Raw genomic sequence first — 18,911 nt, forward strand, 5'->3', positions numbered from 1 at the left:
CCCCTTGACACCCTGTCAAACGACGGGCAGCCTAGGGCACATGGCGACACTGCTCGAACTCACCGCCCAGGGCGACGTCGGGACCATCACCGACGAGTCCAAGCTGAGCCAGGTCAAGCTCATGAACCCGCAGCAGCTCTACGAGCTGTGGGAGCGGCAGCCGTGGTCGGCCCACGCGATCGACCTGACGCAGGACGTCGAGGACTGGGCGAACCTGAGCGACCGCGACAAGGCGGACCTCGCCTACAACTTCGCCGCGTTCTTCGTGGGGGAGGAGCGGGTGACGACGCAGTTCTCCGGCCTCGTCCGCGCCTACGAGGACCAGAGCGAGGAGGCGTACCTCACGACCCAGCAGGTCGACGAGGCCCGCCACGCGCAGCACTTCAACCGCTTCTACGAGCAGGTGCTCGGCATCGATGGCTCGATGGAGGACCGCCTCGAGCGCGCCCGGCAGGACCTCAACCCCGCGTTCCTCGAGCTCTTCGACGGCCACCTCGTCGAGGCCCAGGACCGCCTGCTGGACGACCCCGCAGACGTCGAGGCGAAGGTCGACTTCATCACGACGTACCACATGATCATCGAGGGGACGCTCGCGCTGACCGGCCAGTTCTTCCTCGGCGACTACTGCGAGAAGCGCGGCATCCTGCCCGGCTTCACCGAGGGCTTCCGCAAGGTCGCCCAGGACGAGCACCGCCACGTCGCCTACGGCACCTGGTTCCTCAAGGAGAAGGCCTCGGATCCCGCCCTGCGGCGCCGGATCACGGCCAAGCTCCAGGAGCTCATCCCGGTCGCCGGCGGCGTGCTCGTCCCGCCGACGGCGAAGGACCCGCTCGACTACGAGCTGCTCGGCTACAAGTCCGCCGAGACCAACCAGTTCGCGTTCACCGCGCTCTCGCGCCGCCTGAAGGTCATCGGCGTCTCGCTCTTCGAGGCCGAGCCGGAAGAGGCGGCACCCGCGGTCTGACCCGGTCGCTACCGTGATCGGCCGTGCACGTCGGACGTCTCGACGAGGCACGGCCCTTCACGACGCTCGACGGTTCCGAGATCCGCGAGGTCGTGGGCCGCGTCTCGCTGCCCGCGCAGAACCAATCGCTCGCCGAGGCCACCGTGCCGGTGGGCGCGACCACGCAGGCGCACTTCCACCGCGTCTCGGAGGAGCTCTACCTCTTCACCGAGGGGGAGGGCCGCGTGCGCGTGGCCGACGAGGAGCGCGACGTCCGCGCCGGCGACTGCGTCCTGCTGCCGCCCGGCACCGAGCACAAGCTGTGGAACACCGGCGACGTCCCGCTGCGGCTGCTGTGCTGCTGCGCCCCCGCCTACACGGACGACGACACGGTGATCACCGAGTGAGGCGGCTCCTCCTCCTCATCGCCGCGGCCGTCGCGCTGGCCGCGCCCGCGTCCGCGCAGGCCGTGGTCGTCGGCATCGCCGACCAGAAGCCGGACATGTTCGCCGACGCCCGCTTCAAGGACCTCGGCATCAAGCACGCGCGCCTCGCCGTGCCGTGGGACTGGCGCAAGTACGACTGGCAGATCCAGGAGCTCAACCAGTGGCTGTTCCTGGCCAAGCTCGACGGCGTCTACCCCCTCATCTCCTTCCAGCACTCGCGCGTCAACCGCCGCCAGCTGCCGACGCCGGTCCAGTTCCAGCGCGAGTTCAAGGCGTTCCGCGCCCGCTACCCGTGGGTCACGAACTTCGCGACGTGGAACGAGGCGAACCACTGCGGTGAGCCCGTCTGCCACCGCCCGAAGCTCGTCGCGTCGTACTGGCGCAAGCTCCAGCAGGCCTGCAAGACGTGCAAGATCCTCGCGGCCGAGATGCTCGACCTGCCGAGCATGGCGAAGTGGGTCAAGGACTTCCTGCGCCACGCCAGGAAGCAGCCGGCCAACTGGGGCCTGCACAACTACGTCGAGGCGAACCGCTTCACGACGAAGAGCCTGCGCAGGCTGCTCAAGCAGGTGAAGGGCAAGATCTGGCTCACCGAGGTCGGCGGGCTCGTCCGGCGCCGCGGCACGCCGCAGATCCAGAAGAACCGCGTGAAGGGCATCCCCGAGTCGACGAAGCACGCAGCGCGCGTGACCAGGTACCTCTTCGAGAAGGTGATCCCGCTGAACAGGCGGATCACCCGCGTCTACCTGTACCACTGGAACAGCTCGACGCGGTTCGACAGCTGGGACTCCGGCTTCATCGGCTGGGACCGCAAGGCCCGCCCGGCGTACCGGGTGCTCGTCAAGGAGCTCAACGCGCTCCGGACGAAGCTGGCCCGCGCGAAGGCCAAGAAGCGCCGCCGTTGAGGCTGGCGATCATCTCCGACACCCACCTGCCGCGCGGACAGCGGCGCCTCCCGGACGACTGCGTCGCCGAGCTGCGCGCCGCCGACCTCATCCTCCACGGCGGCGACGTCGCGACCGAGGCGGTGCTCGACGAGCTCGAACGCCTCGGACCGCCCGTCCGGGCCGTGCTCGGCAACGTCGACGAGCCGAGGCTCGCCGCCCGCCTGCCGCAGCAGCTCGAGATCGACGTCGAGGGCGTCCGCATCGCGATGGTCCACGACGCCGGGCCGGCGAAGGGCCGGCTCGCCCGCATGCGCGCCCGGTTCCCCGAGGCAGACGCCGTCGTCTTCGGCCACAGCCACATCCCGCTGCACGAACGCGACGCGGACGGCTTCCAGATCTTCAATCCCGGCAGCCCCACCGATCGCCGCCGCCAGCCGCGGCACACGATGGGGCTCGCCGACGTCGCCGCGGGCCGCGTCGAGTTCCGCGTGGTGGCCGTGGGTTCGACGTAGAGTCGGACCGGGATGACAGACGTTCATGACGCCGGCGCGCTCGTCGATGCGCTCTTCGAGCACGCGCCGCTCGGGCTGGCGTTCTGGGACGCCGACCTCCGCCTGCAGCGGATCAACGCGTCGCTGGCCGCCATGAACGGCATCCCCCTCGCCGACAACCTCGGGCACACGCCGCAGGAGCTGCTCGGCCGGCTGGGGGAGGAGGTCGCGGTCGAGCTCGAGACGGTGCTGCGCACCGGCATCGCGCTGCGCGACGTCGAGGTGTCCGGCGAGACGCCGGCGGCGCCCGGACAGACCCGCCACTGGCGCGTCAGCTACTACCCGGTCACCGGCGTCGACGAGACGCCGCTCGGGGTCGCGGCCGTCGTCCTGGAGGTCACGAGCGAGCACATCGCCCGCTCGGAGCAGCGCACCGCCACCGCGCTGCTCGACGTCGTGTTCTCCGGCGCCCCCGTCGGCCTCGCCGTCTGGGACCGCGACCTGCGCTACGAGCGCGTCAACGCCGCGCTCGCCGAGCTCAACCACCTGCCCGCCGAGGCCCACGTCGGCCACCGGCCCGACGAGCTCTTCGGTGAGCTCGGCGTCGCGGTGGTCGCGATCCTCGAGGAGGTCGTGCGCACCGGCGCGCCGGTGCTCGACCGCGAGATCGCGGGCTCGCCGGACGGCGAGTTCCAGTACCGCCAGGTCACCGCGTTCCCCGTTCTCGGGCCCGCAGGCCTGCCGGTCGGCGTCGCGGGCGTCGTGCGCGACGTCTCCGCGCAGCACGAGATCGACCAGGAGCGCGCCCGGCTGCTGCGCGACGCGCTGACCGCGCGGGCCCAGGCCGAGGCCGCGCAGGTGCGCGCGGAGGCGGCGCTCGCCGAGGCGGAGGCGGCGCGTGCCCGCATGGCCCTGCTGGCGGAGGCCGGCGAGCGGCTCGTGCGCCTGGCGCGCGACTACGAGGCGATGCTGCAGGAGATCGCCGAGATCGCGGTGCCGCGCATCGCCGACTGGTGCACGTTCGGCCTGCTCGATCCGCGCGGGCGGGTCCGACTGGTCGCGATCGCCACCGACGATGAGGACCTCCGGGCGCGTGCGAAGAAGATGACCGAGCGCTTCCCGCAGCGCGTCGCCGACGGCTCCATCACGGCACGGGCCATCGCGACCGGCCGGGCCCAGCTGCTCTCCGCGGTCGACGACGACGTCTTGCGCAGCGTCGCGCACGACGACGAGCACCTCGCGACGCTGCGCTCGCTCGGCTTCACGTCCGCGCTCATCGTGCCGCTGCGCGCGTCCGGCCGGCCCATCGGCGTCCTGAGCTTCATGGCCTCGGGCTCCGGCCGGACGTTCGGCCCCGACGACGTCAGCCTCGCCGAGTCGCTCGCGGGCCGCGCGGCGCTCGCGGTGGAGAACGCGCGCCTCTACGCGGAGCGGTCCCACATCGCCCGCACGCTGCAGCGCTCGCTGCTGCCGCCCGCGCTGCCCGACGTGCCCGGCCTGGAGCTCGCGGCGCGCTATCGCGCCGCGGGGGAGCAGAACGAGGTCGGCGGCGACTTCTACGACGTCTTCCGCGCGGCCGACGGCGTCTGGACGGTCGTGATCGGCGACGTCTCGGGCAAGGGCGCCGAGGCGGCGGCGCTGACGTCGCTGACGCGGCACACGCTGCGCGCCGCGTCGCTGCGCGAGCTCGAGCCGAAGGAGAACCTCGAGCTGCTCAACCGCGCGCTGTGGTCGCAGCGCGACCCGGCCGGCCGCTTCTGCACCGTCCTCTACGCGCGCGTCTGTCCCGACGACGAGGGGGCGCGCGTGACGCTGGCGACCGGCGGCCATCTGCCTCCCGCGATCCTGCGGGCGGGCGGCCGCGTCGAGCGGCTGCAGCTGCGCGGCTCGATCGTCGGCGGCCTCCCTCGGCCCGAGTTCGGCGAGCGCGACGTCCTGCTCGCCCCCGGCGACCTGCTGCTGCTCTTCACCGACGGCGTGACCGAGATCCGCTCGCGCGACGGCGGCTGGGGGAACGCGGGCGAGCAGGCGCTCGAGGAGGTCCTCTCCGCGCACCGCGGGGAGCCCGCCGAGGGGATCGTGGCGGCGGTGGAGCGGCGCGCAGTCGAGCTGCAGGGCGGCGAGCCGCGCGACGACATCGCGCTGCTCGCGGTCCGCGCCACGCCGGGACCTAGTGCCGCGAGTGACTAGGCTTCGCGGCCCGGATGGATGAGCGCAAGCGCCGCATCGCCGAGAACGAGGCCCGGTTCCGCAGCATCAACGACCGCCTCAACGCGGACCTCCGCCGGCACGAGGTCGACGAGGGGCGGATCCCGTTCGTCTGCGAGTGCGGGCGGTCGGCGTGCACGTTGCCCGTCGAGCTGACCGCGGTCGAGTACGAGGTGGTCCGCGGCGACCCGCGCGCGTTCGTCGTCACGCCCGGCCACGAGATCGTCGACACCGAGGACGTCGTGCGCCGTGAGGAGCGCTTCTCCGTCGTGCGCAAGCACGAGGAGGCTGCTCCGATCGTCGAGGACGACCGGCGCTAGCCGTCCGGCCCGGGCCGGATCGTCAGCAGCTGCCGCGCCGGCGCGTGGTCGACCTGCAGCGTCGTGTGCTCGATGTCGAAGCGCTCGCGCAGCACCGCCTGCAGCTCGCGGCGGCGGGCGTGGCAGTCGTCGTCGGGCGCGACGATGACGTGCGCCGCGACGGCGGGGAAACCGGCGGTGACCTCCCAGACGTGGAGGTCGTGCACCTCGACGACGCCCGGCTGGGCCGCCAGCGCGCGTCCGATCTCGTCGGGCACGACGCCCTCGGGCGCGCCCTCGAGGAGCACGCGCGACGCGTCGCGCAGCAGCCGCCAGCCGGACGAGACCATGAGCGCGGCGACGAACAGCGCGGCGATGCCGTCGAGCTCGTACACGCCGGTGACGAGGATGAGCAGACCGGAGAGCGCGGCGGCGATCGACGCGTAGAGGTCGGTCAGCACGTGCGCCATCGCGCCCTCGACGTTCAGCGACCGGCGCTCCGCCTTCGACAGCGCCCACGCGGCGCCGACGTTCGCGAGCCCGCCGACGACCCCGACGACGATGACGATCGCGCCCTCGACCTCCGGCGGGTCGACGATCCGCTGGCCGGCGCTCCACGCGATGATCCCCGCGAGCGCCAGCAGCGCCGCGCCGTTGAGCTGCGCCGACAGCACCTCCGCGCGCCCGAGCCCGAACGTGAAGACGCCGCCGGCCGGCCGCGCCGCGTAATGCGCGGCGACGAGCGCCAGCCCGAGCGCCGCCGCGTCGGTGAGCATGTGGGCGGCGTCGGAAAGCAGCGCCAGCGACGACGCGATGATGCCCGCCGCGATCTCGACGCCCATGAAGCCGACGACGATCGCCAGGGCGAGCGTGAGCCACCGCCGGTCGGCGTCGTGCGCGACCGCGTGGTGGTGGTGTTCGTGGTTCTGATGAGCGTGGGTGGCGGGTGTCACAAAGTTGTCACAAAGTCGCGCTACACTGGCATTCGCCACCGTCGGCCAAGGTCCCCCGGAAGCGACGGACTTAGGAGCAACGCCTTCAAGGCGTTGAATCGCAAGACTGCCGGGCATCGCCCGGTGGAGACGTTCTTCACGATGACCTTCGTCCGCAACCTCGACCTTGCCCTGCTCGCGTTGGCGCTGCCCATCTTCGCGGTCGCCGGGCTCCCGCTGCTCGGCTGGCTGGCCGCGGCCATCATCTGGCTGCTCTGGCGAGGCATCGGCGAGTGGTCCGACCGCAAGGCGACCGCCGAGTCGGACCCCCGGCGGATGGCCGGGATCGCGGCCGGTTCCATGATCGGACGCGGCTGGCTCCTGGGCCTTATCCTCCTGGGCGTCGGTCTGCTGGCAGGGGACGACGTCGGCCTTTCGGCGGCGATCCTCGCCCTTGCCCTGTTCACCGTGCACTTCACGTTCAAGCTCATCCTGCGGCCCGGCGAGCCGCGGAGGACCACCACCACATGACAACACGCGCGAAGGTCCTGCTCGGCCTGCTCGGCCTCGGACTCCTCACCGGCCTCATCGGGCTCGCGGCGGGCTCCTCCGGCCGCAACGACGAGTTCCAGCCCACCGAGGAGTTCAAGCTCGACGCCTGGATCGACCTGGGGCCGTTCGACATCAACCGCGCGGTGTTCTACATCTTCCTCGCGACGGCGCTCACGGCGGCGGCGATGATCTACATCGCCAAGCGCATGCAAGCGCGGCCGAACCGCGTGCAGACCGCCGTCGAGGCGCTCTACCAGCTGATGCGCGACAACATCGCGGGCGGCAACATGGACCGCGAGCTGGCGAAGAAGTGGTTCCCGTTCGTGGGGACGCTCTTCCTCTTCATCTGGTTCTCGAACCTCATCGGCTACATCCCGCTGCCGACGAACACGCACGAGAAGATCGACGTCTTCGGCGTCGGCGTCCCGTCGTTCGCGCTCTACGCCGCGACGGCGAACATCTCGGTGCCGCTCGCGCTGACGCTCATGGTGTGGTTCGCCTACCACATCGAGGGCATCCGGGTGCAGGGCGTCACCGGCTACCTGAAGAGCTGGATCCCGGCCGGCACGCCGAACGGCCTCAAGCCGGTGCTCTTCGTCATCGAGGTGATCTCGCACTTCGTCCGGATCGTGTCGCTGAGCGTCCGTCTCTTCGCCAACATCCTCGCGGGCCACCTCCTGATCCTCTTCATGGCGGGCGGCCTCGCCGTCATCCTCGGCCTCGCGGCGCTCGGCGTCGTGACGCTGCCGATCGCCATCGTCTTCTTCCTCTTCGAAGTGGGCCTGGTCGCAACGCTCCAGGCGTTCATCTTCGCCACCCTGACTGCCATCTACCTCGGGGGCGCGACCTCCGAGCATCACTAGGAGACCCATCCATGGACCTCATCGGGCTCGCTACTCCTGTCCTCGCCGCCGTCGAAGGCGACGTCGAGGCGGGCCTCAAGTCCGTCGCGCTCGGCGTTGGCGCGGGCCTCGGCACCATCGGCCCGGGCGTCGGCGTCGGCTACATCTTCGGCAAGGTCATCGAGTCGGTCACCCGCCAGCCCGAGATGCGTGACGAGATCACGTCGATCCAGTGGCTCGGCTTCGCGCTGACCGAGGCGATCGTCTTCTACGCGTTCATCTTCGGCCTGATCGCGTTCTTCCTCTGATGCACGCGTTCGTCCCGACCGTCCTCGCCGCCGAGGAGAGCGGGGGAGGCAGCTTCCTCGTCAAGCCGGGCATCGGCTTGATGGTCTGGACGCTCGTCGCCTTCGGCATCCTCCTCTTCCTGCTGCGCAAGCTCGCGTTCCCGCGCATCGCGGAGAACCTCGACAAGCGCCAGAAGGCGATCGAGGACTCGATCGACACGGCCGAGCGGACCAAGGTGGAGGCCGAGGAGATCCTCGCCGAGTACCGCCAGCGCCTCCAGGAGGCGCGTCAGCAGGCCGAGGAGATCGTCGCCCGCGCCCGCAAGGCCGGCGAGGTCCACGAGCGCGAGTCGCTCGAGGACGCCCGCCGCACGCGCGAGGAGATGATGGAGCAGACCCGCAGGGACATCGAGGCCGAGACGCGGCGCGCGATCCAGCAGATCCGCAACGAGGTCGCCGACCTCACCGTGCTCGCGACCGAGAAGGTCACGCGCAAGTCGCTCACCGAGGACGACCAGCGCCGCCTGGTCGAGGAGGCGCTCGCCGACCTCGACTTCGACGCGCTGGCCGGGGACGCGAGGGCCCGCTAGCGATGGAGGAGATCGCCGAGGTCTACGCGCGCTCCCTGTTCGAGGTTGCCAAGGAGCAGGGCAACCTCGACGAGGTGCGCGAGCAGCTGGGGCAGGTCGCGGACGCGCTGAGCGAGAGCCGCGACCTGCAGGTCTTCTTCTTCAGCCCCTACTTCTCGACGGACGAGAAGAAGGAGGGGCTGGGCAAGGCCCTCGACGGCGCCGACCCGATCGTCGCCAACTTCCTGGCGCTGCTCATCGAGAAGCACCGCACGCCGGCCCTGTTCCGCATCCGCCAGCGCTTCGAGGCGCTCTGGCAGGAGGAGAACAAGGTCCTGCCGGTGCAGATCACCTCGGCGGTCCGGCTGTCGGACGACGTCGTCAGCTCCATCGGCGACCGCATCGGCGAGAAGACCGGCCGCAAGGTCGAGCTGCGCAGCGACGTCGACCCCGACATCCTCGGCGGTCTCGTGCTTCGCGTCGGGAACAACGTCCTCGACGCCTCCATCCGCAACCGCCTCGAGAACCTCCGCAAGCAAGTCGCCCGCGGGGCGGCGTGAAGGAACCCCGTTCCAGGGCGACCTAAAGGAACCGCTTTTCAATGCAGATCAAGCCCGACGAGATCACCTCGATCCTCAAGAGCCGCATCCAGGGGCTCGACGACCAGCAGGCCGAGCTCACCGAGGTCGGCACGGTCCTCTCGGTCGCGGACGGCATCGCGCGCGTCCACGGCCTCGAGAACTGCGAGTCCTTCGAGATGCTCACGTTCCCGCACGACGTGACGGGGCTCGCCCTGAACCTCGAGTCCGACAACGTCGGCGTCGTGCTCTTCGGCGAGTGGGACCGGGTCGTCGAGGGCGACACGGTCAAGCGCACCGGCCGCCTGCTCGAGATCCCCGTCGGCGAGGCCCTGCTGGGCCGCATCGTCGACCCGCTCGGCAACCCGCTCGACGGCAAGGGCGACATCGAGACGACCGAGACGCGCCCGGCGGAGTTCAAGGCGCCCGGCGTCGTCCAGCGCCAGCCGGTGACCGAGCCGCTGCAGACCGGCCTGAAGGCCGTCGACGCGATGATCCCGATCGGCCGCGGTCAGCGCGAGCTGATCATCGGCGACCGCCAGACCGGCAAGACGGCGATCGCGATCGACACGATCATCAACAACAAGGACTCGGACGTCATCTCGGTCTACGTCGCGATCGGTCAGCGGATGGCGACGGTCGTGGCGCTCGCCGAGACGCTGTCGGAGGCCGGGGCGCTCGACAGCACGATCATCGTGGCCGCCGGCGCCGACGAGGCCGCGCCCATCAAGTTCATGGCGCCGTACGCCGGCGCCGCGATGGCCGAGCACTTCCTCTACAACGGCAAGCACACGCTCTGCGTGTACGACGACCTGACGAAGCACGCGTACGCGTACCGCCAGATGTCGTTGCTGCTGCGGCGCCCGCCGGGCCGCGAGGCGTACCCGGGCGACGTCTTCTACCTGCACAGCCGCCTGCTCGAGCGCTCGGTCAAGCTGAACGACGACCTCGGCGGCGGGTCGATGACGGCGCTGCCGATCATCGAGACGCAGGCGGGCGACGTGTCGGCGTACATCCCGACGAACGTCATCTCGATCACCGACGGGCAGATCTTCCTCGAGTCGAAGCTCTTCCTCTCGGGCGTGCGCCCGGCCATCAACGTGGGCATCTCGGTGTCCCGCGTGGGCGGCAACGCGCAGATCAAGCCGATGAAGAAGGTCGCCGGTCGCCTGAAGATCGAGCTGTCCCAGTTCCGCGACCTCGAGGCGTTCGCGCAGTTCGGGTCGGACCTCGACGCCGACACCCAGCGCACGCTGGCCCGCGGGGAGCGCCTGGTCCGCACGCTGAACCAGAACGAGCGCCAGCCGATCCCGGTCGCCGAGCAGGCGGTCATCATCTACGCCGCGACCAACGGCTACCTCGACCGGATCGGCACCGACCGCGTCGAGGAGTTCAACGAGGGCCTGCAGCAGCGCCTGCGCTCCGAGAACGCCGAGCTGCTCGACAAGATCGCGGGCGGCGACTGGGAGGACTCGACCGTCGAGTCCGTCGACAAGATCGTCAAGGACTACACCGAGGACTTCGGCTACGACCTCGACGAGGACGGCCAGCCGCTGTCCGAGGACGCGGCCGGCGGCAACGTCCGCGGCGAGAACGGCGCGTCGCGCTCCGACGAGGAGACCGGCGGCGACGACAACGGCGACGAGGGCGGCGCGGTGTCGTCCGAGCGGGAGGCGCAGCCCGCGTAATGGCCGGAAGTCAGCGGGACGTCAAGAACCGCATCGGGTCGGTCAAGAACATCCAGAAGATCACCCGGGCGATGGAGATGGTGGCCGCCGCCCGGCTGCGCAGGGCCGAGCAGCGCATCGCGTCGCTCCGGCCCTACGCGGGTGCGATCCGGCGGATGACGCGGCAGGCCGCCGAGGCGGCCGGCAGCGAGATCTCCGGCCTGCCGGTGCTGCAGCAGCACGAGTCCGAGAACAAGGTCGCCCTGTTGCTCGTCACGGGCGACCGCGGCCTCGCGGGCGCGTTCAACTCGCAGATCATCCGCGCCGGCCTGCGCGCGGCGGCGGAGCACGAGTCGGAGGGCCGTGAGGTCGTCTTCTACGCCTCGGGCCGCCGCGGCGTGTCGACGCTGACGTTCCGCAAGCGCGAGCCGGCCGGGGCCTACACCGGGTTCACGGACCGTCCCGCGTACGCCAACGCCCGCGAGATCGCCGACGACCTCACCTCCGCCTACGTGGACGGCGAGGTCGACCGTGTCGAGATCTTCTACAACGGCTACGTGTCGGCGCTGACCCAGGAGGTCCGCCGCGAGACGCTGCTGCCGCTGCAGGAGGCGACGATCCTCGAGGGCAACGAGCGCGACAACGAAGGCGCCGAGGGCGAGAGCGGTCACCACGCGCTCGTCGAGTACGAGCCCGACGCCTCGGTCATCCTCGGCCGCCTGGTGCCGCAGTACGTGGAGATCTCGATCTACCGCGCGCTGCTCGAATCGACTGCTTCGGAGCACGGCGCGCGCATGACAGCGATGCGCTCGGCCTCGGACAACGCCTCGACCATCATCGAGGACCTCACCCTGGAGATGAACCGCGCCCGCCAGGCGGAGATCACCCAGGAGATCATGGAAGTCGTTGCCGGCGCCAACGCGCTGAGCTAGGAGAACCACATGGCCACGACCATCGAACCGCAGCAGCAGACCGAGGGCCGCGACCGGAACGTCGGCCGGATCGAGGAGATCCAGGGCGTCGTCATCGAGGCGGTCTTCCCCGACCAGCTGCCCGAGATCAACAACGCCATCACCGTCGCCATCAAGGACGCCGAAGGCAACGACGCCACGCTGGTGTGCGAGGTGCAGCAGCACCTCGGCGACGAGCGCATCCGCGCGGTCGCGATGGACACCACCGACGGCCTCAGCCGCGGCACGGAGGTCGTCGACACCGGCGACTCGATCCGCGTGCCCGTCGGCAAGGCGACGCTGGGCCGCATCTTCAACCTGCTCGGCGAGCCGATCGACCTCGGCGACGCGGTCGAGGCGGAGGAGCGCTGGCCGATCCACCGCGACGCCCCGACGGTCGAGAACCTGACGCCGACGACGGAGATGTTCGAGACCGGCATCAAGGTCGTCGACCTCCTCGCGCCCTACGCCAAGGGCGGCAAGGTCGGCCTGTTCGGCGGCGCCGGCGTCGGCAAGACGGTCCTCATCCAGGAGCTCATCAACAACCTCGCCCAGGAGCACGGCGGCCTGTCGGCCTTCTGCGGCGTGGGCGAGCGCTCCCGCGAGGGCAACGACCTCTGGCTCGAGATGAAGGAGTCGGGCGTCATCGACAAGACGATGCTCGTCTTCGGCCAGATGAACGAGCCGCCCGGGGCCCGCATGCGCGTCGCCCTGACCGGCCTGACGATGGCGGAGTACTTCCGCGACGTCGAGGGCCAGGACGTGCTCCTCTTCATCGACAACATCTTCCGGTTCGTCCAGGCCGGCTCCGAGGTGTCCGCGCTGCTCGGCCGCATGCCGTCGCAGGTCGGTTACCAGCCGACGCTGGAGACGGAGATGGGCCAGCTGCAGGAGCGCATCACCTCGACGCGCAAGGGCTCGGTCACGTCGATCCAGGCGATCTACGTCCCGGCGGACGACCTCACCGACCCGGCGCCCGCCTCGGTGTTCGCCCACCTCAACGCGACCACGACGCTCTCGCGCTCGATCGCGGAGAAGGGCATCTACCCGGCGGTCGACCCGCTCGATTCGACCTCGACGATCCTCAAGCCGGACATCCTCGGCGAGGAGCACTTCACGGTCGCGAACCGAGTCAAGGAGGTCCTCCAGCGCTACAAGGAGCTGCAGGACATCATCGCGATCCTCGGCATCGACGAGCTCTCCGACGAGGACCGCATCGTCGTCGGCCGCGCGCGGCGCATCGAGCGCTTCCTGTCGCAGCCGTTCCACGTCGCCGAGGCCTTCACGGGCACGCCGGGCACGTACGTGCCGATCGCGGAGACGATCCGCGGCTTCAAGGAGATCCTCGACGGCCAGCACGACGACGTGCCGGAGTCGGCGTTCCTCCTGAAGGGCACCATCGACGACGTCGTCGCCGCGGCGAAGAAGGACTGAGCGTGGCCCACGAGACCTTCAAGGTCGAGGTCCTCACCCCCGAGGGCGAGGTCTTCAACGACGAGGTCACGCAGGTCTCCACGCGCACGGGCGTGGGCTCGATCGGCATCCTGGCGCGGCACCAGCCGCTCCTGGGTCTGCTCGAGCCCACCGAGCTGCGGCTCTACAAGTCCGACGGGGGTGACGTGACGCGCTTCGCCCAGGGCGAGGGCTACGTCCAGGTCACCCCCGACGGCGTGCTGCTGCTCGTCGAGGAGGCGATCGACCCCGATCAGCTCGACGTGAGCGACCTCGAGAACAAGCTGCGCGAGGCGGAGGACGAGCTGTCCGACGCCGAGGAGGACTCCGAGGCCGCCCGCCGCGCCGCCCGCGCGAAGAAGCGCTGGGAGGCGTTCATCCGCGTCGCCCGCGGCGAGGACCCCGCCGGCCGTTCGTAGGAAGGGGCACGGGACGGGCCGGCCCGGGGAGGAGGGCCGGGCCGGCCCGTTGGGCCTCCCGTGAGCCACGCGGCCACCGGTGCGGCGGCATCGGAAGCGGTCGGCGTGGCCGGAGCATGCCCGGCGACCGCTCGTCAGTCGCATCCGCCGTTGGGGTCCAACGTGGCCGCTTCCACGCGGCGTGACCTAGGGTGGAGGCCATGGATCAGATCCCGAGCGACCTGCTGCTGTCCGACGACGCCATCCAGGCCGGCCTGTCGGCCATGGAGCGCATCCACGGCCGCCATCTCGGCCAGATGACCGAGCAGGAGCAGGAGGAGGCGCGCGAGCACTGGCGCGCGCAGGTGGAGCAGGTCCTCGCCACCGTGCACGCGAACCTCACCGGCGGCGCCGCCGGCCCGGGCGGCCGGGCCGTCATCACGTTCTCCGACCACGGCGGCGAGGAGGTCGAGGTCGGCGTCGCCTTCACGCCCGACCTGCGGCAGGTGTCCGACGACGAGGTCGAGGGCACGAGCGCCCAGCTGCTGGCGCTGAGCCTCCTCGAGACGCTGCAGGAGGCCGACGAGAACGGGCACTCGCACGACCACCCGCACGACCACCCGCACGACCACCCTCACTGAGCTCGCCCGTCAGTGGGCCGGGTCGGCGGCGGGTGGGGGGACCATGGGGAGCCGCGGACGCGGCGCACTAGTGAGCTGGGTCCGCGGCTCCCCATATCCCGGGCCCGCGGCGGTGCTCGTAGATGAGCGACGTCTCCGCGTGCGCGACCGCGGAGTGCGTGGCGAGGTGGTCGACGACGAACTCGCGCAGCTCGTGCATGTCGCCGGCGGCGACCCAGATGAGGTAGTCGGTCACCCCGGTCATGTGGAAGACCGAGAGGACGCCGGGCAGCCCGCGCACCGTGGCGGTGAAGTCCTCGATCTCGGCGCGGGCGTGCGCGGTCAGCCGCACGGCGATCATCGCCTGCAGCGGCCGGCCGAGGGCGGCGAGATCGATCTCGGCGTGGAAGCCCCGCAGCACGCCGGACTCCCGCAGCGCGCGGACGCGCGCGAGGCACGTCGAGGGCGCCACGCCGACCCGCTCGGCGAGCTGGTTGTTGGGCAGGCGCGCGTCCACGCTCAGAAGTTCGAGGATCCGCAGGTCGAGCGCGTCGAGCTGAACCATGTTCGGCATTGATCGCGATCCTAGACCAGATGTTCGGCCCTGTGGTGGAGATGCCGAACACGTGGCACACTCCGACGGTCATGACGCCCCTAGCCACCCACACCGACACGGTCATCAAGGACTCGATCCTCGACGCCATCGGCGACACCCCGCTCGTCCGGCTGTCGCGCATGGGCGCGGGGCTGACGCCGCAGCTCGTCGCGAAGGTCGAGGCGCTCAACCCCGGCGGCTCGATCAAGGACCGCGTCGCGGTCGCGCTGATCGAGGCGGCCGAGCGCGACGGCAAGCTGCAGCCCGGCGGCACGATCATCGAGCCGACGTCCGGCAACACCGGCACGGGCCTGGCCATCGCCGCTCGTCTGAAGGGCTACCGCGTCATCGCGGTCATGCCGGACAAGATGTCGAAGGAGAAGATCGACCTCCTGCGCGCCTACGGCGCCGAGGTCGTCGTCGCTCCGACCGACGTCGCGCCCGACTCGCCGCAGTCGTACTACCGCGTCGCGGACCGGCTCACGGAGGAGATCCCGGGCGCGTTCCAGCCGAACCAGTACTTCAACCAGGCCAACCCGGCCTCGCACTACGCGAGCACCGGGCCCGAGCTGTGGGAGCAGACCGGCGGGCGCATCACGCACCTCGTGGTGGGCGTCGGCACCGGCGGCACGGTCACCGGCACGGGCCGGTACCTCAAGGAGCGCAACCCGGCGATCCAGATCGTCGGCGCGGACCCCGTGGGCTCGATCTACTCCAGCGACGACGTGCACCCGTACCTCGTCGAGGGCGTTGGCGAGGACTTCTGGCCGGAGACGTTCGACCGCTCGATCGTCGACCGCTGGGTGACGGTGTCCGACCGCGACGCGTTCCTCACCACGCGCCGGCTGGCGCTGGAGGAGGGGATCCTCGCGGGCGGCTCGGGCGGGCTGGCCGTGCACGCCGCGCTGGCGGTCGCGGCGGAGATCGACGACCCGAACGCGCTCGTGGCCGTCATCCTCCCCGACGGCGGGCGCAGCTACCTCTCGAAGATCTTCAGCGACACCTGGATGACGCAGTACGGCTTCCTCGACCGGACGACCGACGAGACCGTCGGCGACGTCCTGCGCGGCAAGGGCGACGGCGCGCCGCCGCCGCTCGTCGCGGTCGAGACGCACAGCCGCGTGCGCGATGCCGTCGCGCTGCTGCACGAGCACCGCGTCTCGCAGCTGCCGGTCGTCAGCGCGCACGACCCGCACACGATGGTCGGGTCGGTCAGCGAGACGGGGCTGCTCAAGCACGCGGTCGCGGACGCGAACGTCCTGGGCGAGGAGGTCGTGCACGTCATGGAGCCGCCGTTCCCCGCCGTCTCCGCGGACGACGCGGTGACCGAGGCGGTCGCGCTGCTCACGGGCGACCGGCAGGCGCTGCTCGTCACGGTCGACGGGCGGGCGACGGGGATCGTGACGCGCGCCGACCTGCTCGAGGCGCTCGCCCGATGACGGAGTTCGCGACGCGGGCCGTCCACGCGGGGCTGGAGCCGGATCCGTCGTACGGGTCGGTCATCCCGGCGATCCACCAGACGTCGACGTACGCGCAGCCGGCGCCGGGCGAGTTCGTCGAGGACTTCGACTACTCGCGGTCGGCGAACCCGACGCGCGCGGCACTCGAGCGGGCGCTCGGCGAGCTCGAGGGCGGCCACGGCTCGGCGTTCTCGAGCGGCATGGCCGCGACCCACGCGCTGCTGACCGCGGCGACGGACGCCGGTGCGCACGTGATCCTCCCGAACGACCTCTACGGGGGGACGTACCGGCTCGTCGACAAGGTGCTGAGCCGGTTCGGGCTCGCCTACGACCTCGTCGACCAGACCGATCCCGCGAACGTCGCGGCGGCGCTGCGGCCGGAGACGAGGGTCGTGTGGGTCGAGACGCCGACGAACCCGCTGCTGAACGTCATCGACGTCGCCGAGGTCGTCCGCGTCGTCGGCGGCCGCGCGCTCGTCGCCGTGGACAACACGTTCGCGACGCCGGCGGTCCAGCGACCGCTCGAGCTGGGCGCCGACGCCGTCGTGCACTCGACGACGAAGTACCTCGGCGGGCACTCCGACACCGTCGGCGGCGCCGTCGTCGTCCGCGACGCCGCGCTGCACGAGCAGGTCCGCTTCGTCCAGAACAGCGTCGGCGCCGTACCGGGGCCGTTCGACTGCTTCCTCGTCCACCGCGGGCTGCGGACGCTGCACCTCCGCGTCGCCGCGCACACCGAGAACGCCCGGGCCGTCGCGGACTTCCTGCGCGGCGCCGAGGGCGTCGAGGACGTTCGCTGGCCGAACTTCGGCGGCATGGTGTCGTTCCGCCACCCCGACGCGGTCGCGATCGCCTCGTCGACGTCGATCTTCACGCTCGCCGAGTCGCTCGGCGGCGTCGAGTCGCTCATCGAGGTCCCGCAGGCGATGACCCACCAGTCCGTCGAAGGCTCCGACGCGGCGGTCCCCGCCGACCTCGTCCGGCTGAGCTGCGGCGTCGAGGCAGCCGCCGATCTCGTCGCCGACCTCCGCGAGGCCTTCAGCCGCGCGGCAGACCGCGCGACGTCGCTCGGCGCACGGTGAACGTGCGGCGGGCGACCGCCGCGCCCAGGACCGCGCTGATCACGACGCCCGCGAGGCCGATCCAGGCGAGCGGCGAGCCCGGCTCGTCCAGCGAGGCGCCGAGCGCCGTGTAGGAGAACGCGCGCGGTGCGGTGCCGAGGAGGGTGCCGAGCGCGACGGGCGCGACGCGCAGGCGCAGCGCGCCGAAGAGGTAGGTCGCCGGCGCATCCGGGATCCCCGGCGCGAGCCGCTGGACGGCCACGGCCTCGAAGGCGTGACGGCGCGCGAGCTCGGCGAGACCCTTCATCCGGTCGCCGGCGAGCGCCTCGACGTCCGCGGCCGCCGCGCGCCGGCCGAGGAGCACGCCGAGCACCGCGCTCAGCACCGCCGAGCAGAGCGTGACCACCGTCCCGACGCCCACGCCGAAGAGCAACCCGCTCGTCGCGGCCAGCACCGGCCCCGGCACCAGCGCGAGACCCAGCAGCGCCCCGACGACGACGAACGCCGGCACCGCCACCCACCCGAGCCCTTCCAGCCAGTCGCGCACCTCATCCGCGTCGATCAGGTCGAAGACCCAGAACGCCGCGAACGCCGCCGCCCCCACGGCAACGAGCGCCAGGAGGCGGAGGACCGCGCGCCTTCGCGCGCGGCGAACGAGGTCGGGCGACGTCAGGAGGCCGGCGGGTCGCCGGGGCCGACGGCCACCCAGGGCTCTTCGCCGGTGCGCACGCGCAGGACGCCGCGGGCCATCGCGGGCGTCGTGAACGGCATCGCGACGGTGCCGCGCGGCGTGACGCCGATGAGGCCTCCGGTCCCGCCGACGCGGCCGCGGAGCACGAGGCGGCAGCACTCCTCGATCCCGAGCTCGGTGTGGCGGAGCATCGCGGCGACCTCGTGGGCGGCGAACGCGGTGATGAACGCCTCGCCGTCGCCGGTGCCGGACACCGCGCAGACGCCGTCCTCGGCGTAGGTCCCGGCGCCGGGCAGCGGGGCGTCGCCGACGCGGCCGGGCAGCTGGCCGCGCATGCCGCCCGTCGACGTCGCGGCGGCGAGGTGGCCGGCGAAGTCGAGCGCCACGGCGCCGACGGTCTCGGCCTGGTCGAAGGGAATGAGGTCGGCGGGCGGCCGGTTCCAGTCGCCGGCGGCGGCCATCGCGGCCTGCCGCGCCGCGGCGCCGTCGCCCGGCGGGATCGCCTCCGGCCCGCTCAGCTCGGCGGCCCGCGCGAACCACTCGTCGTCGACACGCTCGAGCCCCGCCTCGTCGGCCAGCCGTTCCGCACCCGGCCCGACCATCAGCACGTGCGGCGTCCCGTCGAGCACCGTGCGGGCCAGAGCGACCGGATGGCGCAGCCGCGTGACCGCCGCGCACGCGCCGGCGCGGCGGCCCGTGCCGTCCATGATCGCCGCGTCCAGCTCGACCGTCCCGTCGGCGGTCGCCACCGCGCCACGGCCGGAGTTGAACCACGGCGCGTCCTCCAGCGACTCGACGGCGGCCTGCACCGCGTCGAGCGCGCGCCCGCGCCGCTCGAGGATCGCGGCGCCGGCGCGCAGCGCGTCGCGCAGCGCCTCCAGGACCTCGGCCTCGTTGTCGCGCCGCCAGGCCCCGGCGCCCCCGTGGATCGCGATGACGGCCATCGGGAAGATGTACCGCACGGGCGGCCGGGGCACCGCAAC

General features: G+C 71.7%; 22 protein-coding genes. 18 read left to right on the top strand and 4 right to left on the bottom strand.

The window, feature by feature from the left end; genetic code table 11:
- The first annotated feature begins 40 nt into the window (after nucleotides 1–40).
- From AC1UE4_RS19055 to AC1UE4_RS19080, 6 genes are read left to right on the top strand one after another with little or no spacing between them, the layout of a single operon-like run.
- Nucleotides 41–964 (top strand): ribonucleotide-diphosphate reductase subunit beta, encoded by a 924-nt coding sequence (locus tag AC1UE4_RS19055; RefSeq protein ID WP_482918888.1) that lies wholly within the window; start codon nucleotides 41–43, stop codon nucleotides 962–964.
- Nucleotides 965–987: 23 nt separating this feature from the next.
- Nucleotides 988–1,350 (top strand): cupin domain-containing protein, encoded by a 363-nt coding sequence (locus AC1UE4_RS19060; RefSeq protein WP_482918889.1) that lies wholly within the window; start codon nucleotides 988–990, stop codon nucleotides 1,348–1,350.
- On the top strand, nucleotides 1,347–2,294 hold the full coding sequence (locus AC1UE4_RS19065; RefSeq protein WP_482918890.1) for a glycosyl hydrolase: 948 nt from the start codon (nucleotides 1,347–1,349) through the stop codon (nucleotides 2,292–2,294). Before AC1UE4_RS19060 ends, AC1UE4_RS19065 begins: the two co-directional genes overlap by 4 nt.
- Nucleotides 2,291–2,788, top strand: coding sequence for a metallophosphoesterase family protein (locus AC1UE4_RS19070; RefSeq protein WP_482918891.1), 498 nt, complete (start codon nucleotides 2,291–2,293; stop codon nucleotides 2,786–2,788). The genes AC1UE4_RS19065 and AC1UE4_RS19070 overlap by 4 nt, the downstream gene beginning before the upstream one ends.
- 12 nt (nucleotides 2,789–2,800) lie before the next feature.
- Nucleotides 2,801–4,957 carry a SpoIIE family protein phosphatase gene (locus AC1UE4_RS19075; RefSeq protein ID WP_482918892.1) on the top strand — a complete coding sequence of 719 codons (2,157 nt, stop codon included), beginning with the start codon at nucleotides 2,801–2,803 and terminating at the stop codon, nucleotides 4,955–4,957.
- Nucleotides 4,958–4,971: 14 nt separating this feature from the next.
- The gene (locus AC1UE4_RS19080) at nucleotides 4,972–5,295 is read left to right on the top strand and encodes a hypothetical protein (protein ID WP_482918893.1); all 324 of its coding nucleotides are present in this window, start codon (nucleotides 4,972–4,974) and stop codon (nucleotides 5,293–5,295) included.
- On the opposite strand, the gene AC1UE4_RS19085 is transcribed toward AC1UE4_RS19080, so the two are convergent.
- Complete coding sequence (locus AC1UE4_RS19085) at nucleotides 5,292–6,227, bottom strand: cation diffusion facilitator family transporter (RefSeq protein ID WP_482918894.1); 936 nt, start codon at nucleotides 6,225–6,227, stop codon at nucleotides 5,292–5,294. The genes AC1UE4_RS19080 and AC1UE4_RS19085 overlap by 4 nt on opposite strands.
- A 123-nt stretch (nucleotides 6,228–6,350) precedes the next feature.
- Here AC1UE4_RS19085 and AC1UE4_RS19090 point away from each other — a divergent pair, with 123 nt between their 5' ends.
- The 10 genes from AC1UE4_RS19090 to AC1UE4_RS19135 all read left to right on the top strand — a co-directional run bounded on the left by AC1UE4_RS19090 (nucleotide 6,351) and on the right by AC1UE4_RS19135 (nucleotide 14,142).
- A complete protein-coding gene (locus AC1UE4_RS19090) occupies nucleotides 6,351–6,737 on the top strand; it encodes a hypothetical protein (protein WP_482918895.1) in 387 nt (128 codons plus the stop codon).
- Complete coding sequence (gene atpB, locus AC1UE4_RS19095; RefSeq protein WP_482918896.1) at nucleotides 6,734–7,621, top strand: F0F1 ATP synthase subunit A; 888 nt, start codon at nucleotides 6,734–6,736, stop codon at nucleotides 7,619–7,621. Before AC1UE4_RS19090 ends, atpB begins: the two co-directional genes overlap by 4 nt.
- A gap of 11 nt (nucleotides 7,622–7,632) precedes the next feature.
- The gene (atpE, locus tag AC1UE4_RS19100) at nucleotides 7,633–7,908 is read left to right on the top strand and encodes an ATP synthase F0 subunit C (protein WP_482918897.1); all 276 of its coding nucleotides are present in this window, start codon (nucleotides 7,633–7,635) and stop codon (nucleotides 7,906–7,908) included.
- Nucleotides 7,908–8,477 carry a F0F1 ATP synthase subunit B gene (gene atpF, locus AC1UE4_RS19105; RefSeq protein ID WP_482918898.1) on the top strand — a complete coding sequence of 190 codons (570 nt, stop codon included), beginning with the start codon at nucleotides 7,908–7,910 and terminating at the stop codon, nucleotides 8,475–8,477. Before atpE ends, atpF begins: the two co-directional genes overlap by 1 nt.
- A 2-nt stretch (nucleotides 8,478–8,479) precedes the next feature.
- Complete coding sequence (gene atpH, locus AC1UE4_RS19110; protein WP_482918899.1) at nucleotides 8,480–9,016, top strand: ATP synthase F1 subunit delta; 537 nt, start codon at nucleotides 8,480–8,482, stop codon at nucleotides 9,014–9,016.
- Between the two features lie 41 nt (nucleotides 9,017–9,057).
- A complete protein-coding gene (gene atpA, locus AC1UE4_RS19115) occupies nucleotides 9,058–10,722 on the top strand; it encodes a F0F1 ATP synthase subunit alpha (protein ID WP_482918900.1) in 1,665 nt (554 codons plus the stop codon).
- Nucleotides 10,722–11,633 carry an ATP synthase F1 subunit gamma gene (gene atpG / locus AC1UE4_RS19120; RefSeq protein WP_482918901.1) on the top strand — a complete coding sequence of 304 codons (912 nt, stop codon included), beginning with the start codon at nucleotides 10,722–10,724 and terminating at the stop codon, nucleotides 11,631–11,633. Before atpA ends, atpG begins: the two co-directional genes overlap by 1 nt.
- Nucleotides 11,634–11,642: 9 nt before the next feature.
- Nucleotides 11,643–13,085, top strand: a complete 1,443-nt coding sequence (atpD, locus tag AC1UE4_RS19125) for a F0F1 ATP synthase subunit beta (protein WP_482918902.1) — start codon at nucleotides 11,643–11,645, stop codon at nucleotides 13,083–13,085.
- A 2-nt stretch (nucleotides 13,086–13,087) separates the two neighbouring features.
- Nucleotides 13,088–13,522: an ATP synthase F1 subunit epsilon gene (atpC, locus tag AC1UE4_RS19130; protein WP_482918903.1), complete on the top strand. Its 435-nt coding sequence runs from the start codon at nucleotides 13,088–13,090 to the stop codon at nucleotides 13,520–13,522.
- A 200-nt stretch (nucleotides 13,523–13,722) separates the two neighbouring features.
- A complete protein-coding gene (locus AC1UE4_RS19135; RefSeq protein ID WP_482918904.1) occupies nucleotides 13,723–14,142 on the top strand; it encodes a hypothetical protein in 420 nt (139 codons plus the stop codon).
- Between the two features lie 67 nt (nucleotides 14,143–14,209).
- Here the strand turns inward: AC1UE4_RS19135 and AC1UE4_RS19140 are convergent, their stop codons facing one another.
- Nucleotides 14,210–14,695 carry an Lrp/AsnC family transcriptional regulator gene (locus tag AC1UE4_RS19140; RefSeq protein WP_482918905.1) on the bottom strand — a complete coding sequence of 162 codons (486 nt, stop codon included), beginning with the start codon at nucleotides 14,693–14,695 and terminating at the stop codon, nucleotides 14,210–14,212.
- A 71-nt stretch (nucleotides 14,696–14,766) separates the two neighbouring features.
- Between AC1UE4_RS19140 and AC1UE4_RS19145 the strand changes: the two genes are divergently transcribed.
- Together AC1UE4_RS19145 and AC1UE4_RS19150 are read left to right on the top strand one after the other, a co-directional pair.
- A complete protein-coding gene (locus AC1UE4_RS19145) occupies nucleotides 14,767–16,155 on the top strand; it encodes a cystathionine beta-synthase (protein WP_482918906.1) in 1,389 nt (462 codons plus the stop codon).
- Entirely contained in the window at nucleotides 16,152–17,258 is a 1,107-nt protein-coding gene (locus tag AC1UE4_RS19150) for a PLP-dependent transferase (RefSeq protein ID WP_482918907.1), read from the top strand. Before AC1UE4_RS19145 ends, AC1UE4_RS19150 begins: the two co-directional genes overlap by 4 nt.
- On the opposite strand, the gene AC1UE4_RS19155 is transcribed toward AC1UE4_RS19150, so the two are convergent.
- Nucleotides 17,215–17,841, bottom strand: a complete 627-nt coding sequence (locus tag AC1UE4_RS19155; RefSeq protein ID WP_482918908.1) for a TVP38/TMEM64 family protein — start codon at nucleotides 17,839–17,841, stop codon at nucleotides 17,215–17,217. The genes AC1UE4_RS19150 and AC1UE4_RS19155 overlap by 44 nt on opposite strands.
- 65 nt (nucleotides 17,842–17,906) lie before the next feature.
- Complete coding sequence (locus tag AC1UE4_RS19160) at nucleotides 17,907–18,872, bottom strand: isoaspartyl peptidase/L-asparaginase family protein (protein WP_482918909.1); 966 nt, start codon at nucleotides 18,870–18,872, stop codon at nucleotides 17,907–17,909.
- Nucleotides 18,873–18,911 lie beyond the last annotated feature (39 nt).

It is taken from the genome of Parviterribacter kavangonensis, assembly GCF_056863335.1.

Coding starts and splice junctions, on each gene's coding strand:
- AC1UE4_RS19140 (WP_482918905.1), bottom strand. CDS start 14,695: ATGCCGAACATGGTTCAGCTCGACGCGCTCGACCTGCGGATCCTCGAA.
- AC1UE4_RS19135 (WP_482918904.1), top strand. CDS start 13,723: ATGGATCAGATCCCGAGCGACCTGCTGCTGTCCGACGACGCCATCCAG.
- AC1UE4_RS19160 (WP_482918909.1), bottom strand. CDS start 18,872: ATGGCCGTCATCGCGATCCACGGGGGCGCCGGGGCCTGGCGGCGCGAC.
- AC1UE4_RS19055 (WP_482918888.1), top strand. CDS start 41: ATGGCGACACTGCTCGAACTCACCGCCCAGGGCGACGTCGGGACCATC.
- atpA (WP_482918900.1), top strand. CDS start 9,058: ATGCAGATCAAGCCCGACGAGATCACCTCGATCCTCAAGAGCCGCATC.
- atpE (WP_482918897.1), top strand. CDS start 7,633: ATGGACCTCATCGGGCTCGCTACTCCTGTCCTCGCCGCCGTCGAAGGC.
- atpB (WP_482918896.1), top strand. CDS start 6,734: ATGACAACACGCGCGAAGGTCCTGCTCGGCCTGCTCGGCCTCGGACTC.
- AC1UE4_RS19080 (WP_482918893.1), top strand. CDS start 4,972: ATGGATGAGCGCAAGCGCCGCATCGCCGAGAACGAGGCCCGGTTCCGC.
- atpF (WP_482918898.1), top strand. CDS start 7,908: ATGCACGCGTTCGTCCCGACCGTCCTCGCCGCCGAGGAGAGCGGGGGA.
- AC1UE4_RS19075 (WP_482918892.1), top strand. CDS start 2,801: ATGACAGACGTTCATGACGCCGGCGCGCTCGTCGATGCGCTCTTCGAG.
- atpH (WP_482918899.1), top strand. CDS start 8,480: ATGGAGGAGATCGCCGAGGTCTACGCGCGCTCCCTGTTCGAGGTTGCC.
- atpG (WP_482918901.1), top strand. CDS start 10,722: ATGGCCGGAAGTCAGCGGGACGTCAAGAACCGCATCGGGTCGGTCAAG.
- AC1UE4_RS19145 (WP_482918906.1), top strand. CDS start 14,767: ATGACGCCCCTAGCCACCCACACCGACACGGTCATCAAGGACTCGATC.
- atpD (WP_482918902.1), top strand. CDS start 11,643: ATGGCCACGACCATCGAACCGCAGCAGCAGACCGAGGGCCGCGACCGG.
- AC1UE4_RS19150 (WP_482918907.1), top strand. CDS start 16,152: ATGACGGAGTTCGCGACGCGGGCCGTCCACGCGGGGCTGGAGCCGGAT.